A 19,874-nucleotide genomic window follows, 5' to 3' on the forward strand; every position below is an offset into this window, starting at 1 on the left:
GGCATTGCGTTTTATGGGCTTTACCGCTGATCCCATGGGTCTCATTCTCTGGAACAGCAATTTCGCATAAATATTCACTATGGAATGCCGCGAAGACATGAAGCGCAAGAACATTCTTTTCATCATGGCCGATCAGATGGCCGCGCCGATGTTGCCGATTTACGCCTCATCTCCAATCAAGATGCCGAATTTGAGCCGCCTCGCCGCCGAAGGCGTGGTGTTCGACGCCGCTTATTGCAACAGCCCGCTGTGCGCGCCGTCGCGTTTCACCCTGGTCAGCGGCCAGTTGCCGAGCAAGATCGGCGCCTACGACAACGCTGCCGATTTCCCTGCCGATGTCCCGACCTACGCTCACTACCTGCGCCGGCTGGGCTATCGCACCGCGCTGTCGGGCAAGATGCACTTCTGCGGCCCGGATCAACTGCACGGCTATGAAGAGCGCCTGACCAGCGACATTTATCCCGCCGACTACGGCTGGGCGGTGAACTGGGACGAGCCGGATGTGCGCCCGACCTGGTATCACAACATGTCGTCGGTGCTGCAAGCCGGTCCGTGCGTGCGCACCAACCAGCTCGATTTCGACGAAGAAGTGGTGTTCAAGGCCCAGCAGTACCTGTTCGACCATGTGCGCGAAGACGGCGACCAGCCGTTCTGCCTGACGGTGTCGATGACCCATCCGCATGACCCGTACACCATCCCCAAGGAGTACTGGAACCTCTACAGGGACGACGAGATTCCGATGCCGCCTGCGCCACCAGTCCAGGCCGATCAGGACCCGCACTCCCAGCGCCTGCTCAAGGTCTATGACCTGTGGGACAAGCCGCTGCCCGAGCACAAGATCCGCGATGCCCGCCGTGCGTATTTCGGTGCGTGCAGCTACATCGACGACAACGTCGGCAAACTGCTGAAGACCCTGGAAGACACGGGCCTTGCCGAAGACACCATCATCGTGTTCTCGGGCGACCACGGTGACATGCTTGGCGAGCGCGGCCTCTGGTACAAGATGCACTGGTTTGAAATGTCTGCCCGCGTGCCGCTGCTGGTCTACGCTCCGGGGCAGTTCAAGGCTGGCCGCGTGAAAGCTGCCGTGTCCACCGCCGACCTGCTGCCGACTTTCGTCGCCCTGGCTCAAGGCGAGCTGGAAAGCGGCCTGCCACTGGACGGCCGTTCGTTGCTGCCGCACCTGCAAGGCGAGGGCGGGCACGACGAAGTGTTCGGCGAGTACATGGCCGAAGGCACCAATAGCCCGCTGATGATGATCCGTCGCGGTGCCTACAAATTCATCTATTCGGAAAAGGACCCATGTCTGCTGTATGACGTGTACAACGATCCGAAGGAACAGGAAGAGTTGAGCCAGTCTTCGGCCTATCGCGACCTGTTCAACGCGTTCCTGGCAGAAGCACGGGCCAAATGGGACATCAAGGCGATACACCACCAGGTGCTCGCCAGCCAGCGTCGTCGGCGTTTCGTTGCCGAATCGCTGGCCCTCGGCAAGCTGAAGAGTTGGGATCACCAGCCGCTGGTAGACGCCAGTCAGCAATACATGCGCAACCATATCGATCTCGACGATCTGGAGCGCAAGGCCCGTTATCCACAACCTTGAACCCTGCCACCACCTAGAAAACCAAAAAGGGGCACACCATGAAGAAGTTGTTCACAACGCTGGCGGTTGCGGTGATGAGCTTGAGCAGCGTCGTTACATACGCCGCTGACGCAAGCTGCAGTACGGTCAAGATGGCTGATCCGGGTTGGAGCGATATCGCTGCAACCAATGCCACCGCGGGCTTTCTGCTCGACGGCATGGGTTACAAGACCAAGGTCGATACGCTGGCAGTGCCGATTGCCTATGGTGGTCTCAAAGACGGTCAGATGGACGTTTTCCTGGGCAACTGGATGCCTGCGCAGCAGGGCTTCTACGACAAGTTCATCGCCACCGGCGATGTCACGCAATACGCCAAGAACCTGGAAGGCACCGAGTTCACCCTCGCGGTGCCTGACTACGTCTACGACGCGGGTGTGCATAACTTCGCCGACCTGAACAAGTTCGCTGACAAGTTCCACAAGAAAATCTACGGCATCGGCTCGGGGGCTCCGGCCAACGCATCGATTCAGGAGATCATCAAGAAGAACGAGTTCGAGCTGGGTGACTGGAAGCTGGTCGAGTCGAGCGAACAGGCCATGCTGGCCGAAGTGCAGCGCAACGTGAAGAAGAAGGACTTCGTGGTGTTTCTGGGCTGGACGCCGCACCCGATGAACGTGCAGATCAAGGGGATGAAATACCTCAAGGGTGGCGAGAAGTACTTCGGTGACACCGGCAGCGTCTACACCGTAACCCGCAAGGGCTACGCCGACGCCTGCCCGAACGTGGCCAAGCTGTTCTCCAACCTGACGTTCACCCAGGACATGGAAAACACCATCATGAAGAACGTGGTGGACAACAAGGTCAGCAACACCGATGCGGTCAAGGCCTGGATCAAGGAAAACCCGGCCGTGCTGGAGAAGTGGCTCAACGGGGTGAAAACCGTTGATGACAAGGATGCGCTGCCTGCGGTGAAAGCAAAGCTTTAAAGCTGAAAGGCATCGCGAGCAAGCTCACTCCTACAGGTCTGCGCAAACCCTGTAGGAGTGAGCTTGCTCGCGATGGCGTCGTTTCAGACCCCATTTATCATCGCAGCCACTCTGATCAGGTATTGGCCATCAACCGCCGCAACTCGGCCAGCACCGGCTTCGAATCCGGGCGTACGCCGCGCCACAGGTAGAACGCTTCGCCCGCCTGCTCAACCAGCATCCCCAACCCATCCACCGCCTGCCCGGCCTTGTGCTCCTTGGCCCAGCGGCAGAATGCGGTTGGCTCCTTGGCGTACATCATGTCGTAGCAGAAGGTTTCGCCAGGCTGGATCAGGCTCGGCGCAATCGGCGGCAGCTCACCGGACAGGCTCGCCGACGTCGCGTTGATGATGATGTCCACCGGCTCTTCCAGCCAGTCATAACCGGCCGCCAGGATCGGCCCCAGCTCGGCGAATTCCTGCGCCAGCTTCTCGGCCTTTTCCACCGTACGGTTCGCCACCACCAACGCCTGTGGCTCCTGCGCCAGTAACGGCTCCAGCGCGCCACGCACCGCGCCGCCGGCTCCCAGCAACAGGATGCGTTTGTCCTTGAGGGTGATGCCGTGGTTGACCTTCAGGTCCCGCACCAGGCCAGCGCCATCGGTGTTGTCGCCCAGCAACGTGCCGTCGGGCTGACGGGCGAGGGTGTTGACCGCGCCCGCACGACGCCCGCGCTCGGTCAACTGGTCGGCCATGCGATAGGCCTCTTCCTTGAACGGCACGGTGACATTGGCACCAAGCCCGGTTTCAAAGAAGTGCCGGGCGAAGGCGGTGAAGCCATCCAGCGGCGCCAGGGAGGTCTGGTAATTCAGCGACTCGCCGGTCTGCTCGGCGAACAGGGCATGAATCAGCGGCGATTTACTGTGGGCGATGGGGTTGCCGAACACTACGTATTGGTCAGTCATTATCGGGCGTCCTCGGCCAGCCAGTCGCGGTCTTGCAGGAAGTAGTCAGTCAGGCGAGCCTCCTCGCTGCCAGGTTCGGCTTTCCAGTCGTAGCCCCAGCGCACCTGAGGCGGCAGCGACATGAGGATCGACTCGGTACGCCCGCCCGATTGCAGGCCGAACAGGGTGCCGCGGTCGTATACCAGGTTGAATTCCACATAACGCCCACGGCGGAATTCCTGGAATTCACGCTGCTGCGCCGTGTAAGGCGTGGCCTTGCGGCGCTGGACGATGGGCAGGTACGCATCGACGAACGCGTCACCAATGGCGCGCAGGAAGGCGAAGCTGGTGTCGAAGTCCCACTCGTTCAGGTCATCGAAGAACAGGCCGCCCACCCCCCGTGGCTCGTTGCGATGCTTGATGTGGAAATAGCGGTCGCACCAGGCCTTGTAGCGCGGATAGACGTCCGCCCCGAACGGCGCGCAGGCCTGCTCGGCCACGCGGTGCCAGTGAATGCAGTCTTCCTCTACGCCGTAGTAGGGCGTGAGGTCAAAGCCGCCACCGAACCACCAGACCGGCTCTTCGCCTTCTTTTTCCGCGATGAAGAAACGCACGTTGGCGTGGGAGGTCGGAACATGTGGATTGTGCGGGTGCATGACCAGCGACACGCCCAGGGCCTCGAAGCCACGTCCGGCCAGTTCCGGACGGTGAGCGCTGGCTGAAGGTGGCAGCCCCGAACCGAATACATGGGAGAAATTGACCCCACCCTTTTCGATGACGTCACCGTTCTCGATCACACGGGTACGCCCGCCACCGCCGGCCGGGCGCTCCCAGGCGTCTTCGACGAAGCGGGCCTTGCCGTCTTCGTGCTCAAGAGCGGCGCAGATCCGGTCTTGCAGATCGAGCAGGTAGGCTTTGACGGCATCGGTGCGAAAGGACATGGCAGTACCTTGAGTAACCTGAAACGGGTTTTTGAGTGCCGTCTTCGCTGGCGCGGGCAGCGTCAGTCGGAACGTGCGGCTCGAAATTGGCGCGTAGCATATCACCCGCCAGACCCGCGCCGCAGTTGACGAAGACCAAACGAAGGAGTCCGATAGAACCCTTTCGCGCATATAGTTGATCCACGCAGTTTCGATCCATGACGGAGAAAGCAAATGGCAAAGCGTATCCAGTTCCGCGCTCACGGCGGCCCTGAAGTACTCGAGTATGTCGACTTCGAACCAGGCACCCCGGGGCCGAATGAAGTACTCGTGCGCAACAAAGCGATTGGCGTCAATTTCATCGAAACCTATTTCCGTACCGGCCTGTACCCGGTTGCCAATTTCCCTTCGGGGCTGGGCAACGAAGGCGCAGGCGTGATCGAGGCGGTCGGCGCAGAAGTCACCCACGTGAAGGTCGGCGACCGCGTGGGCTACGGCACCGGCCCGCTGGGCAGCTATGCCGAGGTGCATCGCACCCCAGCGGCCAACGTGGTCAAGCTGCCGGACAACATCACTTTCGAACAGGCCGCCGCCGTCATGCTCAAGGGCCTGACCGTGCAGTACCTGTTCCGTCAGACGTACGAAATCCGTCCCGAAGAAACCATTCTGTTCCACGCGGCGGCCGGTGGCGTGGGCTCGATTGCCTGCCAGTGGGCCAATGCCGTGGGCGTGAAGCTGATCGGCACCGTCAGTTCGCCCGAGAAGGCCGCTCACGCCAAGGCCAACGGCGCCTGGGCGGTGATCGACTACAGCAAGGAAGACGTGGCCAAGCGCGTGCTTGAATTGACCGATGGCAAGAAAGTGCCGGTGGTCTACGACGGCGTGGGCAAGGACACTTGGGAAACCTCGCTGGACTGCCTGGAACTGCGCGGCCTGCTGGTCAGCTTCGGCAACGCCTCGGGCGCGGTATCGGGCGTGAACCTGGGCGTACTGGCGCAGAAAGGCTCGCTCTACGTCACCCGCCCGACGCTGGGCTCCTACGCCAACACCCCGGAAGCCTTGCAGGCTATGGCCGATGAAGTGTTCGCGATGGTCAGCAGCGGCAAGGTCAAGGTCGACGACATCCAGACCTTCGCGCTCAAGGATGCGGGCAAGGCCCACACCGAGTTGTCGGCGCGCCGTACCACCGGGTCGATGATTCTCAAGCCGTAACAACCAACGTAGGTGCGCGCTTGCTCTGGGCCGCATTCGGACGACGGCGGTGTGTCAGATGTGAATTTGTCACAGACACGCCGCGGTCGCGGGCAAGCGCGCTCCTACAGGGGGCGTTATCCCGCCCGCACGACCTCGGCGGTCACCAGATCGCGGATCACGCTTGGATTGCGCCGCCCACCCAGACTCCCGCCCAGCACCATGTCCAGCTGACCATGAAAGTACTGCTCGATGCGCAGCCGTGACTTGGCCGCCGGGCGTCCGGTCGGGTTGGCCGACGTGGACACCAGCGGGCCAGTCAGCGCGCACAGTTCGCGCACCAGCGGGTGATCGCTCACGCGCAACGCCACGGTGTCACGCCCACCGGTGATCCAGTCTGGCAGCAAGCCCTGATGCGGCACCAGCCAGGTGTTCGGACCCGGCCAGGTACTGGCCATGCGATCGATCCACAGCTCCGGGAAATCCTCGAACAGAAAGTCGAACTGCCGGATGTTGTCGGCGATCAGGATCAGGCCTTTTTCCACAGGCCGCGACTTGATCGCCAGCAGACGGTAGACCGCCTCCACGTCCCACGGGTCGCAGCCCAGTCCCCATACCGCCTCGGTTGGATAGGCAATGACCGCTCCGGCCCGGATCTCTCGTGCGGCTTGTTGCACACGCCAACTGCTGACCATCGTTCGCTCTCCGAATGTACGCTGGCCAGCAGTTTAACCTCAGGGCGCGCGGGCAAACCATCGTCCGGCTTCACAAGCCACGCTGCTGTCCAGCTCAAGCTCCGTCAATGCCGCCAGCACCTTGGGCAACGGCCAGCCGCTGGACAACGCGAGCGCCTCACTGGAGTGCGGCGCCGCATGCAGCAAGGCCAGCAGCGGATGAACAGGTTCGGCGCGGCGCGCAGGTGGGCCGTTATCCACAGGCAGGTTCTTCCAGCCCTGCAGGGCTTCGAGGATGTGCTCGACAGTTTCCACCAGCACCGCCCCATCGCGAATCAACTGGTGGCAGCCCTTGGCGCCGGGGTGATGGATCGATCCAGGAATCGCGTAGACCTCGCGCCCCTGTTCTGCCGCCAGCCGCGCAGTGATGAGCGAGCCGCTGGCCATGCTGGCCTCGACAACCAGCACGCCCAGGGACAGCCCGCTGATGATCCGGTTGCGCTTGGGGAAGTTGGTCGAGTGGGGCGGCTCATCCAGGGGCAGCTCGGAAATCACCGTGCCCCCTTGCGCCAACATGCGCGCCGCGAGTTGACGGTGCCGCTGTGGATAAAAATTTTCGATCCCCGTTCCCAGCACTCCGATCGTGCCGCCTTTTACGTCCAGAGCACCCTGGTGCGCGGCGCCGTCAATGCCCAGGGCAAGACCGCTGGTCACGACAAATCCGGCACTCGCCAAGCTGCGCGCGAAGGCGGCGGCAGTGTCCAGGCCGGGCCTCGAAGCTCGCCTGCTGCCGACCATTCCCAACTGCGGACGATCGAGCAACGTGCGGTTTCCGGCGACGAAAAGCAGGGGTGGCGGGTCGGGAATTTCGGCAAGCAGGGCGGGATAGTCTGCATCGTCCCACATCAGCAAATGCTGGTCCGAACCCTCTAGCCAGCGCAATGCAGCGCTGGCGCCGTCGCGGACCTCGGTGCTTCTGCGAGCCTCGGCGCTGGCGGCTGGAAGGCCCAGCGAGCTCCAGGCAGATGCGGGGGCACTCAGGGCTGGCGAGGCATTTCCAAAAGCATCCATGAGCTTTCTGAAACGCCTGGGGGTGATTCCGGGCAATCGATGGAGCCGCAGACGCGCCTCCAGTTCGGCAGGCGACTGCCCGTCTTTTTCAAACATCGGCATGCACGCTTCCTTGATCCAGGACCCACTTCGGGAAGTGGGCAAGCCTGTGGATAAGTCTGTTGACAACACTTAGATAAGTGAAGCATGCCGGTGGAAAAAAGTGATTCAGACCTGATACATAGGATTACGGATTGCGCACCTTGTCATTGACCGCCAAAGATCGGGTAGCGTGCAGGACCATCGCATAGCTCAGGCGATTGTAGGTGCGGAAAACCATCAGCATCCCGGAGCGCTCGTCAGGAATTTTCACCTGATCGCCAGTGATCCGGTCGCGAACGGTTTCGCCGGTCTTGTAGATCGCCAGGACGTTGCCCTCGGCCAGCCCGTCGAGGCGACCGCGATCGAGGGTCACCACGTCGAATTCACCGATCTGGGTCACGCCACGCGGAACGTCGATGATCACGCCTCGCACTTCCCGCTGTGGCTCGCTGGGCACGAAGTTGGAGTTGATCGCGCGCTCTTCGCTGACGAACAGGCGGTCACCCAGACGCACTTCCTGGGTCGAACGCTGCATCTGCAGGGTCGCGACGTCACCCTCGCTGGCCACCAGATCACCACTGCCGATGTCGTCGGCGTTCACGCCCAACGGTTCGTTGGTGTCCGGATCCACGTAGATCTTGCCCTTGCGGAAGATCCCGTAGGACACGTGGCTTGGGTCGAAATAACCCCGCGCATAGATGCGGTCACCCGCCCCGCTGAGCACCCGCTCGCCGTTACCCGCCACGATATAAGGCGCGTCCTCGAACTGCTCCGCGGTGTCCATGATCCGGTTGTTCAGCAGGAAGGCGTTGATCGCCCCCAGCGGAATGGTCGGGATGGCTTCGGCGATGGGCGTGCTGCGCACACGCGGTGACAATTTGATCGTGCCGCGGGATTCACCACGGTTGACCACGATGCGCGGCTGGCCATCGACGTAGATGAGGTTGAGGGTATCGCCGGGGTAGATCAGGTCCGGATCGTGGACCTGTGGGTTGGCCCTCCAGATCTGCGGCCATTTCCACGGCTGGCTCAGGAATTTTCCGGAAATGTCCCAAAGTGTGTCACCGGCGACAACGGTGTAGCTCTGTGGATGACCTTCCTTGAGCTGTACTTGCGCCTGAACAAGGCCTGTCGCGGCCAACAGCAGCAGGGCGAGTAGTGATTTCCTCATGCGGTGAATCCCTTTATCATGTTGGCTTCGCGTGAAACATGGAATTTTGCGAGACTTCGGTTTGCCAAGGCTGCCTGCGTTTGACGTCCACAGCCTAGCAGCCCCATTCGACTTTACCTTACAAGTGCAGCTCTTACGTATATGGCCATTTTAAACATTCTCGAATTTCCCGATTCGCGCCTGCGCACCATCGCCAAGCCGGTGGCTGCCGTGGACGACGGTATTCGCCAGTTGGTCGACGACATGTTTGAAACCATGTACGAAGCGCCTGGCATCGGCCTTGCCGCAACGCAGGTTAACGTACACAAACGCGTCGTGGTCATGGACCTTTCCGAAGATCGCAGCGAGCCGCGGGTTTTCATCAACCCGCAGCTTGAGCCGCTGACCGAGGAGATGGACCAGTACCAGGAAGGCTGCCTGTCCGTTCCCGGCTTCTACGAGAACGTCGACCGCCCGCAGAAGGTCAAGGTCAAGGCGCTGGATCGCGACGGCAAGCCTTATGAGCTCATCGCCGAAGGCTTGCTCGCGGTGTGCATCCAGCACGAATGCGATCACCTGAACGGCAAGCTGTTCGTTGACTACCTGTCTACGCTCAAGCGTGACCGGATCAAGAAAAAGCTGGAAAAACAGCACAAGCAGAACGCCTGATCCCCCCTTATCCGTAGGAGCGCGCTTGCCCGCGAAAGCGCTGTGTCAGAGACATCTACCTTGCCTGACGCAACGCTGTCGCGGGCAAGCGCGCTCCTACAGTCATCTTCACCAACGAGAAGCCCATGACTGAGCCACTGCGCATCGTCTTCGCCGGCACCCCGGAATTCGCCGCCGAACACCTCAAAGCCCTGCTCGACAGCCCTCATGAGGTGATTGCGGTCTACACCCAGCCTGATCGCCCGGCCGGACGTGGGCAAAAGCTGATGCCAAGCCCGGTCAAGCAACTGGCCTTGCAGCACGATATCCCGGTGCTCCAGCCGCCAACCCTGCGTGCCCCCGAGGCTCAGGCCGAACTGGCTGCGCTCGCGCCGGACCTGATGGTGGTGGTCGCCTATGGCCTGATCCTGCCGCAGGTGGTGCTGGATATCCCGCGCCTGGGCTGCATCAACAGTCATGCCTCGTTGCTGCCACGCTGGCGCGGCGCAGCGCCGATCCAGCGTGCCGTGCAGGCCGGTGATGCCGAAAGCGGCGTGACCGTGATGCGCATGGAAGCAGGCCTGGACACCGGCCCCATGCTACTCAAGGCCGTCACCCCGATCAGCCCCGAGGACACTGGCGGCACGCTGCATGACCGTCTGGCCGAACTGGGCCCGGTCGCCGTAGTGCAGGCCATCGCCGGCCTGGCCGATGGTTCGCTGGTGGGCGAGGTGCAGGATGACGCGCTGGCCAACTACGCGCACAAGCTGAACAAGGATGAAGCGCGCATCGACTGGACCCGCCCGGCCGATGAGCTGGAGCGTCTGGTACGTGCTTTCAACCCTTGGCCGATCTGCCACAGCACGCTCAACGGTGAAGCGCTGAAAGTGCTGGCCGCGCAGGTAGCTGCGGGGCAGGGCGAGCCGGGCATGATCCTCGAAGCGAGCAAAGACGGTCTGACCGTTGCCTGTGGACAAAACGCACTGCGCCTCACTCGCCTGCAGTTGCCGGGCGGCAAGCCGCTGAACTTCACTGACCTGTTCAACAGCCGCCGCGAGAAGTTCGCAGTGGGCACGGTGCTGGGCCAAGTGGTGGATAACCAATGAACCCGCGTCTGGCCGCAGCCCGCGCCCTGGCTGCCGTACTGAGCGGCAAGGCGTCGCTCAACAGTTCTCTGCCAGCCCAGCTGGACAAGGTCGACGACCGTGATCGTGGCCTGACCCAGGATCTGGCATTCGGCACTGCCCGCTGGGAGCCGCGTTTGTCCGCACTTGCGGCCAGGCTGCTGCAGAAGCCGTTCAAGGCAGCCGATACCGACATCCAGGCGCTGCTGCTGGTCGGCCTGTACCAGTTGTTCTATTCGCGCATCCCCGCTCACGCCGCCATCGGCGAGACGGTCGGCTGCGCGGACAAACTCAAGAAGCCTTGGGCCAAGGCGCTGCTCAACGCGGTGTTGCGTCGCGCCCAGCGTGAGGGTGAAGCGCTGTTGACCGAGCTTGAGCACGATCCGGTGGTGCGCACCGCTCACCCGCGCTGGTTGCAAAAAGCCCTGAAAGCCGCGTGGCCCGAGCATTGGGAAGCCATCTGCGCTGCAAATAACGCCCACCCTCCGATGATTCTGCGGGTCAATCGCCGTCACAAGACCCGCGATCAGTACCTGCAATTGCTGGCCGACGCAGGCATTGCTGCGGCCGCCAGCGGCTTCAGCCAGGACGGCATTGTCCTCACCGAACCGGGCGATGTCCGCGGCTTGCCGGGTTTCGCCGAGGGCTGGATCAGCGTGCAGGACGAAGCCGCGCAACTGGCCGCCGATCTGCTGGAGCTGGCGCCGGGCCAACGGGTGCTCGACGCCTGCTGTGCACCGGGTGGCAAGACCTGCCATCTGCTGGAAGTGCAACCGGGCTTGTCGGGCGTGGTGGCGGTGGATCTGGAAGCCAAGCGCATGGTGCGGGTCAAGGAGAACCTCGACCGCCTGGGCCTGAGCGCCGAACTGATCGCCGCCGACGCCCGCGCCACCGATCAGTGGTGGGACGGCAAGCCTTTCCAGCGCATCCTGCTCGATGCGCCGTGTTCGGCCACCGGCGTGATTCGCCGCCATCCCGACATCAAGCTGACCCGCCAGGCCGATGACATTCCTGCCCTGGCCACCTTGCAGGGCGAGCTGCTCGACGCGTTGTGGCCGACGCTGCAAGTGGGCGGCATGTTGCTGTACGCCACCTGCTCGACGCTGCCGACCGAGAACACCGAGGTGATCGAGGCGTTCCTCGCACGCACGCCGGGGGCGCGAGAGCTGGACATCGCCGGCCAGAACGGCAACCCGCCGCCGGGGCTCAAGCAGCCTCACGGTCGCCAGTTGCTGGCTCAGGAAGGCGGGCATGACGGGTTCTATTACGCCAAGCTCATCAAGATTTCCGCAGCTTGAGATACCTGTAGGAGTGAGCTTGCTCGCGATAGCGGTGTGCCAGGCAGCAAATCTGTGACAGGCATACCGCAATCGCGAGCAAGCTCACTCCTACAGGACTTTGCAGAATTCCTAAGGAGAAGCTGATTGAAGATCATCATTCTCGGCGCAGGCCAGGTCGGCGGTACGCTGGCGGAACATCTGGCCAGCGAAGCCAATGACATCACCGTGGTGGACACCGACGCCGACCGTTTGCGCGCATTGGGTGACCGGCTCGACATTCGCACCATCCAGGGAAAAGGCTCGTTTCCCACCGTGTTGCGCCAGGCCGGTGCCGACGACGCCGACATGCTGGTGGCCGTAACCAGCAGCGACGAGACCAACATGGTCGCCTGTCAGGTCGCCTACACGCTGTTTCACACCCCGACCAAGATCGCCCGGGTGCGTGAATCCGCCTACCTGACCCGCGCCGGCCTGTTCGACAACGAAGCGATTCCGGTCGATGTGCTCATCAGCCCCGAGCAGGTGGTCACCAACTACATCAAGCGTCTGATCGAATACCCCAGCGCCCTGCAGGTGATCGACTTCGCCGAAGGCAAGGTCCAGTTGGTGGCCGTGAAGGCTTACTACGGCGGCCCTCTGGTGGGCCAGCAATTGCGTCAGTTGCGGGCGCACATGCCGAACGTGGACACGCGGGTCGCAGCCATTTTCCGTCGTGACCGTCCGATCAGTCCGCAAGGCGATACCGTGATCGAAGCCGATGACGAAGTCTTCTTCATTGCCGCCAAGGCGGACATTCGCGCCGTGATGGGCGAAATGCGCCGGCTGGACGAGAGCTACAAGCGCATCGTCATCGCCGGTGGCGGGCAGATCGGCGAGCGCTTGGCCGAAGCCATCGAAAACCGTTACCAGGTGAAGATCATCGAGATGAACCCGGCCCGTTGCCGTCATCTCTCGGACACCCTGGACAACACGGTGATTCTGCAAGGCAGCTCCTCGGATCGCGACCTGCTGATGGAAGAGAACATCGACAACGCCGACCTGTTCCTGGCGCTGACCAACGACGACGAGGCCAATATCATGTCCTCGCTGCTGGCCAAGCGGCTGGGGGCGAAGAAGGTCATGACCATCATCAACAACCCGGCCTATGTGGATCTGGTTCAGGGCGGGGAGATCGACATCGCGGTCAGCCCGCAACTGGCGACCATCGGCACCCTGCTGGCTCACGTGCGGCGCGGCGATATCGTCAGCGTGCACTCGTTGCGGCGCGGTGCAGCAGAGGCCATCGAGATCGTCGCCCACGGCGATGCGCGGTCGAGCAAGGTCATCGGCAAGGCAATCAAGCACATCAACCTGCCGCCGGGCACGACCATCGGCGCCATCACCCGGGATGAACAGGTGCTCATCGCCCACGACAGCACGGTGATCGAGTCCGGCGACCACGTGATCATGTTCCTTGTGGATAAAAAGCATATCCGCGACGTGGAGCGGCTGTTTCAGGTGGGTTTGAGTTTTTTCTAAAGGAGAAGCCGCATGCTCGAATCACTGGAAAAAATGCTCGCCAAGGGCATGGACAATGCCTTGTTGCGGTTCGGCCTGGGCAAGGGGTATCTGGACGCAGGCGATCACCTCAAGGCAGTGGAGCACCTGCAGCGCTGCGTCGAATTCGATCCCAAGTACTCGGCGGCGTGGAAGCTGCTGGGCAAGGCGTGGCTGGCTTCAGGGGATAGCGATCAGGCGCGTCAGGCGTGGGCGCAGGGCATCGCGGCGGCGGTCGGCCATGGCGACAAGCAGGCCGAGAAGGAGATGACGGTGTTTGTGAAGAAGCTGGATCGTACGACCAAACTTCCGTAGGAGCGCGCTTGCCCGCGACCGCGGTGCGTCTGAAACATCGATTTGACTGACACTCCGCTGTCGCGGGCAAGCGCGCTCCTACAGGTTTTTGCGCGGAGTTCAGGTTTTGCGCGGGTTTCGGGGTGCGCGCGGGGTTCGGGTTTTGCGTTGGTCAATACCAGCGCGCCTCGCCCTCAGGCCGCTTCTTGAAGCGTTTCATGGTCCACATGTACTGGCTCGGATACGCCCGCACATACTTTTCCACCACCTTGCTCATCGCCGCTGCCGAGGTTTCGGCGTCGGTGCTGTACATCTCGTCCGGCGCGGCTTCCAGCACCACCTTGTAGCCCGAACCATCTTCCAGGCGCATCGCGTGCAGGAACACCCCCACCGCCTTGCCACCGGCCAGCATGTTCGGCACGAACTTGCTGGTCAGCGCCACCGTCCCACAGAACGGCACGAAAATTCCCGCAGACTCTGCCGGCTCAGGGTCAGCCGGAATGCCCACCGAGCCCCCTTTGCGCACTTCCTTGATGACGCTCAGAATCCCTTCCTTCGTCGAGGCCGCCACACGGTTGCCCAGTTGCACGCGCTGCTTGCGCAGCAATTCGTCCACCGCCTTGAGCTTGGGCGGGCGGTAGAAAATGATCGGTTTGCACTGGCTGCAATAGAAGTGGTTGAGCACTTCCCAGTTGCCCAGGTGGCTGGTGATGCCGACCACACCTTTGCCAGACGCCAGCGCGTCCTTGAGGATGTGCAGGCCTTCGACTTCGCGCACCAGATTGATCGATTTTTGAGCAGGCCAGATCCAGGCGCAGGCGCTTTCGGTCAGGGTCTTGCCGATGTCCATCAGGCTGCGGCCCACCAGCGCTTCGAGTTCGGTGGGGCTCAGCTCCGGGAAACACTTGGAAAGGTTGATCCGCGCCACCTCACGGGAACGGTTGGGCAGCTTCCACATCAGCCAGCCGATGGCGGTGCCGACCCATTGCACGGCGCGCCACGGCAACAGGGCAAACAACCGCAATGCCCCGACCATCAAGGCGCCTTTGAACTTATCCACAGATCACTCCTGAATCGATGAGGCGGGCATTGTAACCATTACTGGCGACGACGCGGACCCGTAGCAGCACGGCTTGCCGGCGGGAGCGGTGGATCAGTTGAAAGATGTTCGTCTGTCACACCGCTCCCGCCGGCAAGCCGTGCTGCTACGTGGGCCGTGTTTCACCCCGCCAACTGCGCATACCGATCACAATCGGTCGTATGGTCCATCACCATCCCCGTCGCCTGCATATAGGCGTAGCAAATGGTCGGGCCGACGAAGGTGAAGCCCGCTTTCTTCAACGCCTTGCTCATGGCCTCGGCCTCGGGCGTGATGTCCGGGACTTCGCTGCGGTCCTTGAAGTGATTCACTTTGGGTTGGCCGCCCACAAAGGACCAGACAAACGTCACCGGGTCTTCAAGGCGCAGCCAGGCCTGGGCGTTCTTGCGCGCGCCGTTGAGTTTCAGGCGATTGCGAACGATGCCGGGTTCAAGCATCAGGGCTTCGATCTCGGCGTCGGTCATGGCGGCGATCCGGTTGACGTCGAAGTTGAACATCACTTCGCGGTAGCGGGCGCGCTTCTTCAAAATCGTGATCCATGACAGGCCCGCCTGGAACCCTTCGAGCAACAGGAACTCGAACAGCATCTGCGCGTCGCGCAACGGCACACCCCACTCTTGATCGTGGTAGTCCATGTAAAGCGGATCTTCGTTGCACCAAAAGCAGCGTGGCATAGGGCTCCCAAGGGTGGAGGCGGCGCCGAATCGGGTATACTCCCGCTCTTTAAATCGCAGCCCCCCAGTACAGGTGAATTTCGTGAGCCAGCCTACGCCAGCCGTGCGTACCTTCCAAGACTTGATCCTCGCCCTCCAGCAATACTGGGCCGAGCAAGGTTGTGTGGTACTTCAGCCCTACGATATGGAAGTGGGCGCCGGCACTTTCCACACTGCAACGTTTCTGCGCGCCGTCGGCCCGGAAACCTGGAACGCCGCCTACGTCCAGCCGAGCCGTCGTCCTACCGATGGCCGTTATGGCGAAAACCCAAACCGCCTGCAGCACTACTACCAGTTCCAGGTGGTCTTGAAGCCTAACCCGGACAACTTCCAGGAACTGTACCTGGGCTCGCTGAAGCACGTTGGCCTGGACCCGCTGGTCCACGACGTACGCTTCGTCGAAGACAACTGGGAATCGCCGACCCTGGGCGCCTGGGGCCTGGGCTGGGAAATCTGGCTCAACGGCATGGAAGTCTCGCAGTTCACCTACTTCCAGCAAGTGGGCGGCATCGAGTGCTACCCGGTGACCGGCGAAATCACCTACGGCCTGGAACGCCTGGCGATGTACCTGCAAGGCGTCGATTCGGTCTACGACCTGGTCTGGACTGACGGCCCGTTCGGCAAAGTCACCTACGGCGATGTGTTCCACCAGAACGAAGTGGAGCAATCGACCTACAACTTCGAACACGCCAACGTCGACAAACTGTTCGAACTGTTCGATTTCTACGAAAGCGAAGCGATGCGCCTGATCGCAGCCGAGCTGCCGCTGCCGAGCTATGAAATGGTCCTCAAGGCCTCGCACACCTTCAACCTGCTCGATGCCCGCCGCGCGATTTCCGTGACTGCGCGTCAGCAGTACATCCTGCGCGTACGCACCCTGGCCCGCTCCGTGGCCCAGGCGTACCTGATGGCCCGGGCCAAGCTTGGCTTCCCGATGGCTGCACCTGATATTCGCGACGAAGTGTTGGCTAAGCTGGAGGCTGCACAATGAGTGCTCAAGATTTCCTGGTTGAATTGGGCACCGAAGAACTGCCACCCAAAGCCCTGACCACCCTGGCCGAGTCGTTCCTGGCCGGTATCGAAAAAGGCCTGCAGGCCGCCGGCCTGACCTACAGCGCCAAGCAGGTCTACGCCGCGCCGCGTCGTCTGGCCGTGCTGGTGACTGAACTCGCGACCCAACAGCCGGACCGCAGCGTCAATCTGGACGGCCCGCCACGCCAGGCCGCGTTCGATGCCGAAGGCAACCCGACCCAGGCCGCCCTGGGCTTTGCCAAGAAGTGCGGCGTCGACCTCTCCGAGATCGATCAGAGCGGCCCGAAGCTGCGCTACAGCCAGAGCATCGCCGGCAAGCCGACGGTCAGCCTGCTGCCGACCATCATCGAAGACTCGCTCAACGACCTGCCGATCCCCAAGCGCATGCGCTGGGGTGCGCGCAAGGAAGAGTTCGTGCGTCCGACCCAGTGGCTGGTGATGCTGTTCGGCGATCAGGTGATCGACTGCACCATCCTCGCTCAGCGCTCAGGCCGTGAATCCCGTGGCCACCGTTTCCATCACCCGGAAAACGTGCGTATCACCTCGCCAGCCAACTACGCCAGCGACCTGCGCGCAGCCTATGTGCTGGCAGACTTCAACGAGCGCCGTGCGCTGATCAGCAAGCGTGTCGACGAGCTGGCCACCCAGCACGAAGGCACCGCGATCGTGCCGCCTGCGCTGCTCGACGAAGTGACTGCACTGGTCGAATGGCCGGTGCCGCTGGTGTGCTCCTTCGAAGAACGTTTCCTGGAAGTGCCGCAGGAAGCCCTCATCACCACCATGCAGGACAACCAGAAGTATTTCTGCCTGCTGGATGCCGAAGGCAAGCTGCTGCCGCGCTTCATCACGGTGGCCAACGTCGAGAGCAAGGATCCGTCGCAGATCGTGCTGGGTAACGAGAAAGTCGTGCGCCCGCGCCTGACCGACGCCGAGTTCTTCTTCAAGCAGGACAAGAAGCAGAGCCTGGAGACATTCAACCAGCGCCTGCAGAACGTGGTGTTCCAGGCTCAACTGGGCACCGTGTTCGACAAGGCCGAGCGGGTTTCCAGGCTGGCCGCCTTCATCGCCCCACGCATTGGCGGCGACGCCCAGCGTGCAGGCCGCGCGGGCATCCTGTCCAAGTGCGACCTGGCGACCGAAATGGTCGGCGAATTCCCGGAAATGCAGGGCGTGGCGGGCTACTACTACGCGCTGGCCGATGGCGAGCCGGAAGACGTCGCACTGGCTCTGAACGAGCAGTACATGCCACGTGGCGCTGGCGCTGAACTGCCGAGCACCCTGACTGGCGCTGCGGTGGCCATCGCCGACAAGCTCGACACCCTGGTCGGCATCTTCGGCATCGGCATGCTGCCAACCGGTAGCAAGGACCCCTATGCACTGCGTCGCGCAGCGCTGGGCATCCTGCGCATCCTGATCGAGAAGAAGCTGGATCTGGACCTGATCAAGACCGTGCAGTTCGCCGTCACCCAGTTCGGTGCCAAGGTGAAATCCGCAGGCCTGGCCGAGCAGGTTCTGGAATTCATCTTCGACCGCCTGCGTGCGCGCTACGAAGACGAAGGCGTAGACGTGTCGGTGTACCTGTCGGTACGTGCCCTGCAGCCGGGTTCGGCGCTGGACTTCGACCAACGCGTGCAAGCCGTCCAGGCATTCCGCAAGTTGCCTGAAGCCGCAGCATTGGCCGCCGTGAACAAGCGCGTGTCGAACCTGTTGAGCAAGGCCGAGGGCAACATCGCCCAGACCGTCGAGCCCAAGTACTTCGACAATGCCAACGAGTTCTCGCTGTACTCGGCCATTCAGCAGGCAGACCAGGCCGTGGCGCCGATGTCGGCCAACCGTCAGTACAACGAAGCGCTGGCCCGTCTGGCAGCACTGCGCGAGCCTGTGGATGCCTTCTTCGAAGCCGTGATGGTCAACGCCGAAGACGCCAGCGTGCGTGCCAACCGTTATGCGTTGCTGGCGCGCCTGCGTAACCTGTTCCTGGGTGTCGCTGACATTTCCCTGTTGGGCTAACGCTGGAGCGCATGATTTGAAGCTGCTGATTCTCGATCGGGACGGAGTGATCAACGAAGACTCCGACGCTTACATCAAGTCGATGGCCGAGTGGATTCCGATCCCCGGCTCGATCGAGGCGATCGCGCAGTTGAGCAAGGCCGGCTGGACGGTGGCAGTGGCCACCAACCAGTCGGGCATTGCTCGCGGTTATTACGACCTGGCTACCCTCGACGCCATGCACGCGCGCCTGCGCGAGCTTGTGGCAGAGCAGGGCGGCGAGGTCGGTCTGATTGTTTACTGCCCCCATGGGCCGGATCAGGGGTGCGAATGCCGCAAACCCAGGCCCGGGATGTTGCAGACCATCGCCCGCCATTACGGCGTGGATCTGCGTGGCGTGTGGTTCGTCGGCGACAGCAAGGGTGACCTGGAGGCGGCGGTGGCCGTCGACTCTCAACCTGTTCTGGTCATGACGGGCAAAGGTCAGAAGACGCGGAGCAACCCGTTGCCTGCGCAAACCCTGGTTTTTGACGATCTGGCGGCGGTTGCCGCAGAACTTATTCACAACAGCGCCCCGTTGAACGGCTGACCGGTCGTCCAGCGGCACGCTCAATCCGGGCTCTGCCCGTAATGGTAAAAGCAGCTATGTCGATAGTGCAGGCCATCAGGATCTTCTTCTTTTACCTGCTGCTGGGCACCAGCGCTCTGCTGTGGTGCTCGCTGAGTTTCTTTGTCGCGCCTTTTCTGCCGTTCCGCCTTCGCTACCGGTTCATCAATGTGTACTGGTGCCGCTGCGCGCTGTGGCTGACAAGGGTATTCCTGAACATCAATGTCCGGGTCACGGGCCAGGAGAACGTCCCGCAGACGCCTTGCGTGATCGTCTCCAACCACCAGAGCACCTGGGAAACCTTCTTCCTGTCGGCGCATTTCCAGCCGCTGAGCCAGGTGCTCAAGCGTGAACTGCTGTACGTGCCGTTCTTTGGCTGGGCCATGGCGATGCTGCGTCCGATTGCCATCGACCGCGGCAACCCGAAAGCCGCGCTCAAGATCGTGGCGAAAAAGGGCGATGAGTTGCTCAAGGACGGTGTCTGGGTGCTGATCTTCCCGGAAGGGACTCGCGTGCCTTACGGCCAGATCGGAAAGTTCTCACGCAGTGGCTCGGCCATGGCAGTGAATGCCGAAATGCCTGTGCTGCCCATCGCCCACAACGCCGGCAAGTACTGGGCGAAAGAAGGCTGGGGCAAGACGCCAGGCACCATCGACGTGGTGATTGGTGAACCGATGTACGCCGAGGGCACCGGCCCACGTGCAGTGGCCGCACTCAATGACCGTGTAGCCGCCTGGAACGAAGCCACTCAAAAGGCGCTGGGCTCGCCCGCCACACCTGCGCCCGTGGCGGAAAAATCACCCGTATGAATTGTGGATAACCTGTGCACCAATTGTTGGAGAATTTCTGAAATCGAAGCTAAGTCATTAATTTAGCTACTTATTTCTGGACGCTACTATTCACCCCAAAACGTGCATAAGTTTTTTCTGACGGCGCTTTACCTTCTCTGAAAACATCGGTCTTGAGCCCTCCCGG

19 protein-coding genes are annotated in these 19,874 nt (G+C 62.0%); 12 read left to right on the plus strand and 7 right to left on the minus strand.

Translation table 11 applies throughout. The annotated features are described in order from the left end of the window. Positions 1-97: 97 nt before the first annotated feature. Positions 98-1,603: a choline-sulfatase gene (betC, locus tag NPS29_RS08820; protein WP_274132059.1), complete on the plus strand. Its 1,506-nt coding sequence runs from the start codon at positions 98-100 to the stop codon at positions 1,601-1,603. 38 nt (positions 1,604-1,641) lie between these two features. Then, a complete protein-coding gene (gene choX, locus NPS29_RS08825) occupies positions 1,642-2,568 on the plus strand; it encodes a choline ABC transporter substrate-binding protein (protein WP_274132060.1) in 927 nt (308 codons plus the stop codon). A gap of 115 nt (positions 2,569-2,683) precedes the next feature. On the opposite strand, the gene aroE is transcribed toward choX, so the two are convergent. Together aroE and hemF are read right to left on the minus strand one after the other, a co-directional pair. Further along, positions 2,684-3,511: a shikimate dehydrogenase gene (gene aroE / locus NPS29_RS08830; RefSeq protein WP_274132061.1), complete on the minus strand. Its 828-nt coding sequence runs from the start codon at positions 3,509-3,511 to the stop codon at positions 2,684-2,686. Then, positions 3,511-4,431: an oxygen-dependent coproporphyrinogen oxidase gene (gene hemF, locus NPS29_RS08835; RefSeq protein ID WP_274132062.1), complete on the minus strand. Its 921-nt coding sequence runs from the start codon at positions 4,429-4,431 to the stop codon at positions 3,511-3,513. The genes aroE and hemF overlap by 1 nt, the downstream gene beginning before the upstream one ends. A 213-nt stretch (positions 4,432-4,644) precedes the next feature. Between hemF and NPS29_RS08840 the strand changes: the two genes are divergently transcribed. Continuing rightward, positions 4,645-5,622 (plus strand): NADPH:quinone reductase, encoded by a 978-nt coding sequence (locus NPS29_RS08840; RefSeq protein ID WP_274132063.1) that lies wholly within the window; start codon positions 4,645-4,647, stop codon positions 5,620-5,622. A gap of 116 nt (positions 5,623-5,738) precedes the next feature. Here NPS29_RS08840 and NPS29_RS08845 read toward each other — a convergent pair whose 3' ends face one another. From NPS29_RS08845 to NPS29_RS08855, 3 genes are all read right to left on the minus strand, one after another. After that, on the minus strand, positions 5,739-6,296 hold the full coding sequence (locus tag NPS29_RS08845) for an L-threonylcarbamoyladenylate synthase (protein WP_274132064.1): 558 nt from the start codon (positions 6,294-6,296) through the stop codon (positions 5,739-5,741). Between the two features lie 39 nt (positions 6,297-6,335). Then, positions 6,336-7,448, minus strand: a complete 1,113-nt coding sequence (gene dprA / locus NPS29_RS08850) for a DNA-processing protein DprA (protein ID WP_274132065.1) — start codon at positions 7,446-7,448, stop codon at positions 6,336-6,338. A gap of 124 nt (positions 7,449-7,572) precedes the next feature. Continuing rightward, positions 7,573-8,598, minus strand: a complete 1,026-nt coding sequence (locus NPS29_RS08855) for a LysM peptidoglycan-binding domain-containing protein (protein ID WP_274132067.1) — start codon at positions 8,596-8,598, stop codon at positions 7,573-7,575. Between the two features lie 141 nt (positions 8,599-8,739). Between NPS29_RS08855 and def the strand changes: the two genes are divergently transcribed. From def to NPS29_RS08880, 5 genes are all read left to right on the plus strand, one after another. Beyond that, the gene (def, locus tag NPS29_RS08860) at positions 8,740-9,246 is read left to right on the plus strand and encodes a peptide deformylase (RefSeq protein WP_274132068.1); all 507 of its coding nucleotides are present in this window, start codon (positions 8,740-8,742) and stop codon (positions 9,244-9,246) included. Positions 9,247-9,371: 125 nt separating this feature from the next. Then, positions 9,372-10,331, plus strand: a complete 960-nt coding sequence (fmt, locus tag NPS29_RS08865) for a methionyl-tRNA formyltransferase (protein ID WP_274132069.1) — start codon at positions 9,372-9,374, stop codon at positions 10,329-10,331. Beyond that, positions 10,328-11,647, plus strand: a complete 1,320-nt coding sequence (gene rsmB, locus NPS29_RS08870; protein WP_274132070.1) for a 16S rRNA (cytosine(967)-C(5))-methyltransferase RsmB — start codon at positions 10,328-10,330, stop codon at positions 11,645-11,647. Before fmt ends, rsmB begins: the two co-directional genes overlap by 4 nt. 126 nt (positions 11,648-11,773) lie before the next feature. Next, positions 11,774-13,147: a Trk system potassium transporter TrkA gene (gene trkA, locus NPS29_RS08875; RefSeq protein ID WP_274132071.1), complete on the plus strand. Its 1,374-nt coding sequence runs from the start codon at positions 11,774-11,776 to the stop codon at positions 13,145-13,147. Between the two features lie 12 nt (positions 13,148-13,159). Further along, positions 13,160-13,480: a tetratricopeptide repeat protein gene (locus NPS29_RS08880; protein ID WP_274132072.1), complete on the plus strand. Its 321-nt coding sequence runs from the start codon at positions 13,160-13,162 to the stop codon at positions 13,478-13,480. 151 nt (positions 13,481-13,631) lie between these two features. Here NPS29_RS08880 and NPS29_RS08885 read toward each other — a convergent pair whose 3' ends face one another. Continuing rightward, a complete protein-coding gene (locus NPS29_RS08885) occupies positions 13,632-14,519 on the minus strand; it encodes a lysophospholipid acyltransferase (RefSeq protein WP_274132073.1) in 888 nt (295 codons plus the stop codon). Positions 14,520-14,680: 161 nt separating this feature from the next. Continuing rightward, positions 14,681-15,232, minus strand: coding sequence for a DNA-3-methyladenine glycosylase I (locus tag NPS29_RS08890; RefSeq protein ID WP_274132074.1), 552 nt, complete (start codon positions 15,230-15,232; stop codon positions 14,681-14,683). Between the two features lie 82 nt (positions 15,233-15,314). Between NPS29_RS08890 and glyQ the strand changes: the two genes are divergently transcribed. The 4 genes from glyQ to NPS29_RS08910 are packed head-to-tail and all read left to right on the plus strand — an operon-like array spanning position 15,315 to position 19,708. Continuing rightward, positions 15,315-16,262 (plus strand): glycine--tRNA ligase subunit alpha, encoded by a 948-nt coding sequence (gene glyQ / locus NPS29_RS08895; protein WP_274132075.1) that lies wholly within the window; start codon positions 15,315-15,317, stop codon positions 16,260-16,262. Beyond that, on the plus strand, positions 16,259-18,313 hold the full coding sequence (glyS, locus tag NPS29_RS08900) for a glycine--tRNA ligase subunit beta (protein WP_274132076.1): 2,055 nt from the start codon (positions 16,259-16,261) through the stop codon (positions 18,311-18,313). Before glyQ ends, glyS begins: the two co-directional genes overlap by 4 nt. 16 nt (positions 18,314-18,329) lie before the next feature. Beyond that, positions 18,330-18,881: a D-glycero-beta-D-manno-heptose 1,7-bisphosphate 7-phosphatase gene (gene gmhB / locus NPS29_RS08905; RefSeq protein WP_274132077.1), complete on the plus strand. Its 552-nt coding sequence runs from the start codon at positions 18,330-18,332 to the stop codon at positions 18,879-18,881. Between the two features lie 56 nt (positions 18,882-18,937). Beyond that, on the plus strand, positions 18,938-19,708 hold the full coding sequence (locus NPS29_RS08910) for a lysophospholipid acyltransferase family protein (RefSeq protein WP_274132078.1): 771 nt from the start codon (positions 18,938-18,940) through the stop codon (positions 19,706-19,708). Positions 19,709-19,874 lie beyond the last annotated feature (166 nt).

The sequence above is a fragment of the Pseudomonas putida genome (genome assembly GCF_028682175.1).
Lineage (GTDB): Bacteria > Pseudomonadota > Gammaproteobacteria > Pseudomonadales > Pseudomonadaceae > Aquipseudomonas > Aquipseudomonas putida_AD.

Bases quoted from the DNA above. Each gene is read 5' to 3' on its own strand.
- def (WP_274132068.1), top strand. From the start codon at position 8,740: ATGGCCATTTTAAACATTCTCGAATTTCCCGATTCGCGCCTGCGCACC.
- NPS29_RS08855 (WP_274132067.1), bottom strand. From the start codon at position 8,598: ATGAGGAAATCACTACTCGCCCTGCTGCTGTTGGCCGCGACAGGCCTT.
- hemF (WP_274132062.1), bottom strand. From the start codon at position 4,431: ATGTCCTTTCGCACCGATGCCGTCAAAGCCTACCTGCTCGATCTGCAA.
- NPS29_RS08880 (WP_274132072.1), top strand. From the start codon at position 13,160: ATGCTCGAATCACTGGAAAAAATGCTCGCCAAGGGCATGGACAATGCC.
- aroE (WP_274132061.1), bottom strand. From the start codon at position 3,511: ATGACTGACCAATACGTAGTGTTCGGCAACCCCATCGCCCACAGTAAA.
- glyS (WP_274132076.1), top strand. From the start codon at position 16,259: ATGAGTGCTCAAGATTTCCTGGTTGAATTGGGCACCGAAGAACTGCCA.
- fmt (WP_274132069.1), top strand. From the start codon at position 9,372: ATGACTGAGCCACTGCGCATCGTCTTCGCCGGCACCCCGGAATTCGCC.
- NPS29_RS08845 (WP_274132064.1), bottom strand. From the start codon at position 6,296: ATGGTCAGCAGTTGGCGTGTGCAACAAGCCGCACGAGAGATCCGGGCC.
- betC (WP_274132059.1), top strand. From the start codon at position 98: ATGAAGCGCAAGAACATTCTTTTCATCATGGCCGATCAGATGGCCGCG.
- choX (WP_274132060.1), top strand. From the start codon at position 1,642: ATGAAGAAGTTGTTCACAACGCTGGCGGTTGCGGTGATGAGCTTGAGC.
- NPS29_RS08890 (WP_274132074.1), bottom strand. From the start codon at position 15,232: ATGCCACGCTGCTTTTGGTGCAACGAAGATCCGCTTTACATGGACTAC.
- dprA (WP_274132065.1), bottom strand. From the start codon at position 7,448: ATGCCGATGTTTGAAAAAGACGGGCAGTCGCCTGCCGAACTGGAGGCG.
- NPS29_RS08840 (WP_274132063.1), top strand. From the start codon at position 4,645: ATGGCAAAGCGTATCCAGTTCCGCGCTCACGGCGGCCCTGAAGTACTC.
- rsmB (WP_274132070.1), top strand. From the start codon at position 10,328: ATGAACCCGCGTCTGGCCGCAGCCCGCGCCCTGGCTGCCGTACTGAGC.
- NPS29_RS08910 (WP_274132078.1), top strand. From the start codon at position 18,938: ATGTCGATAGTGCAGGCCATCAGGATCTTCTTCTTTTACCTGCTGCTG.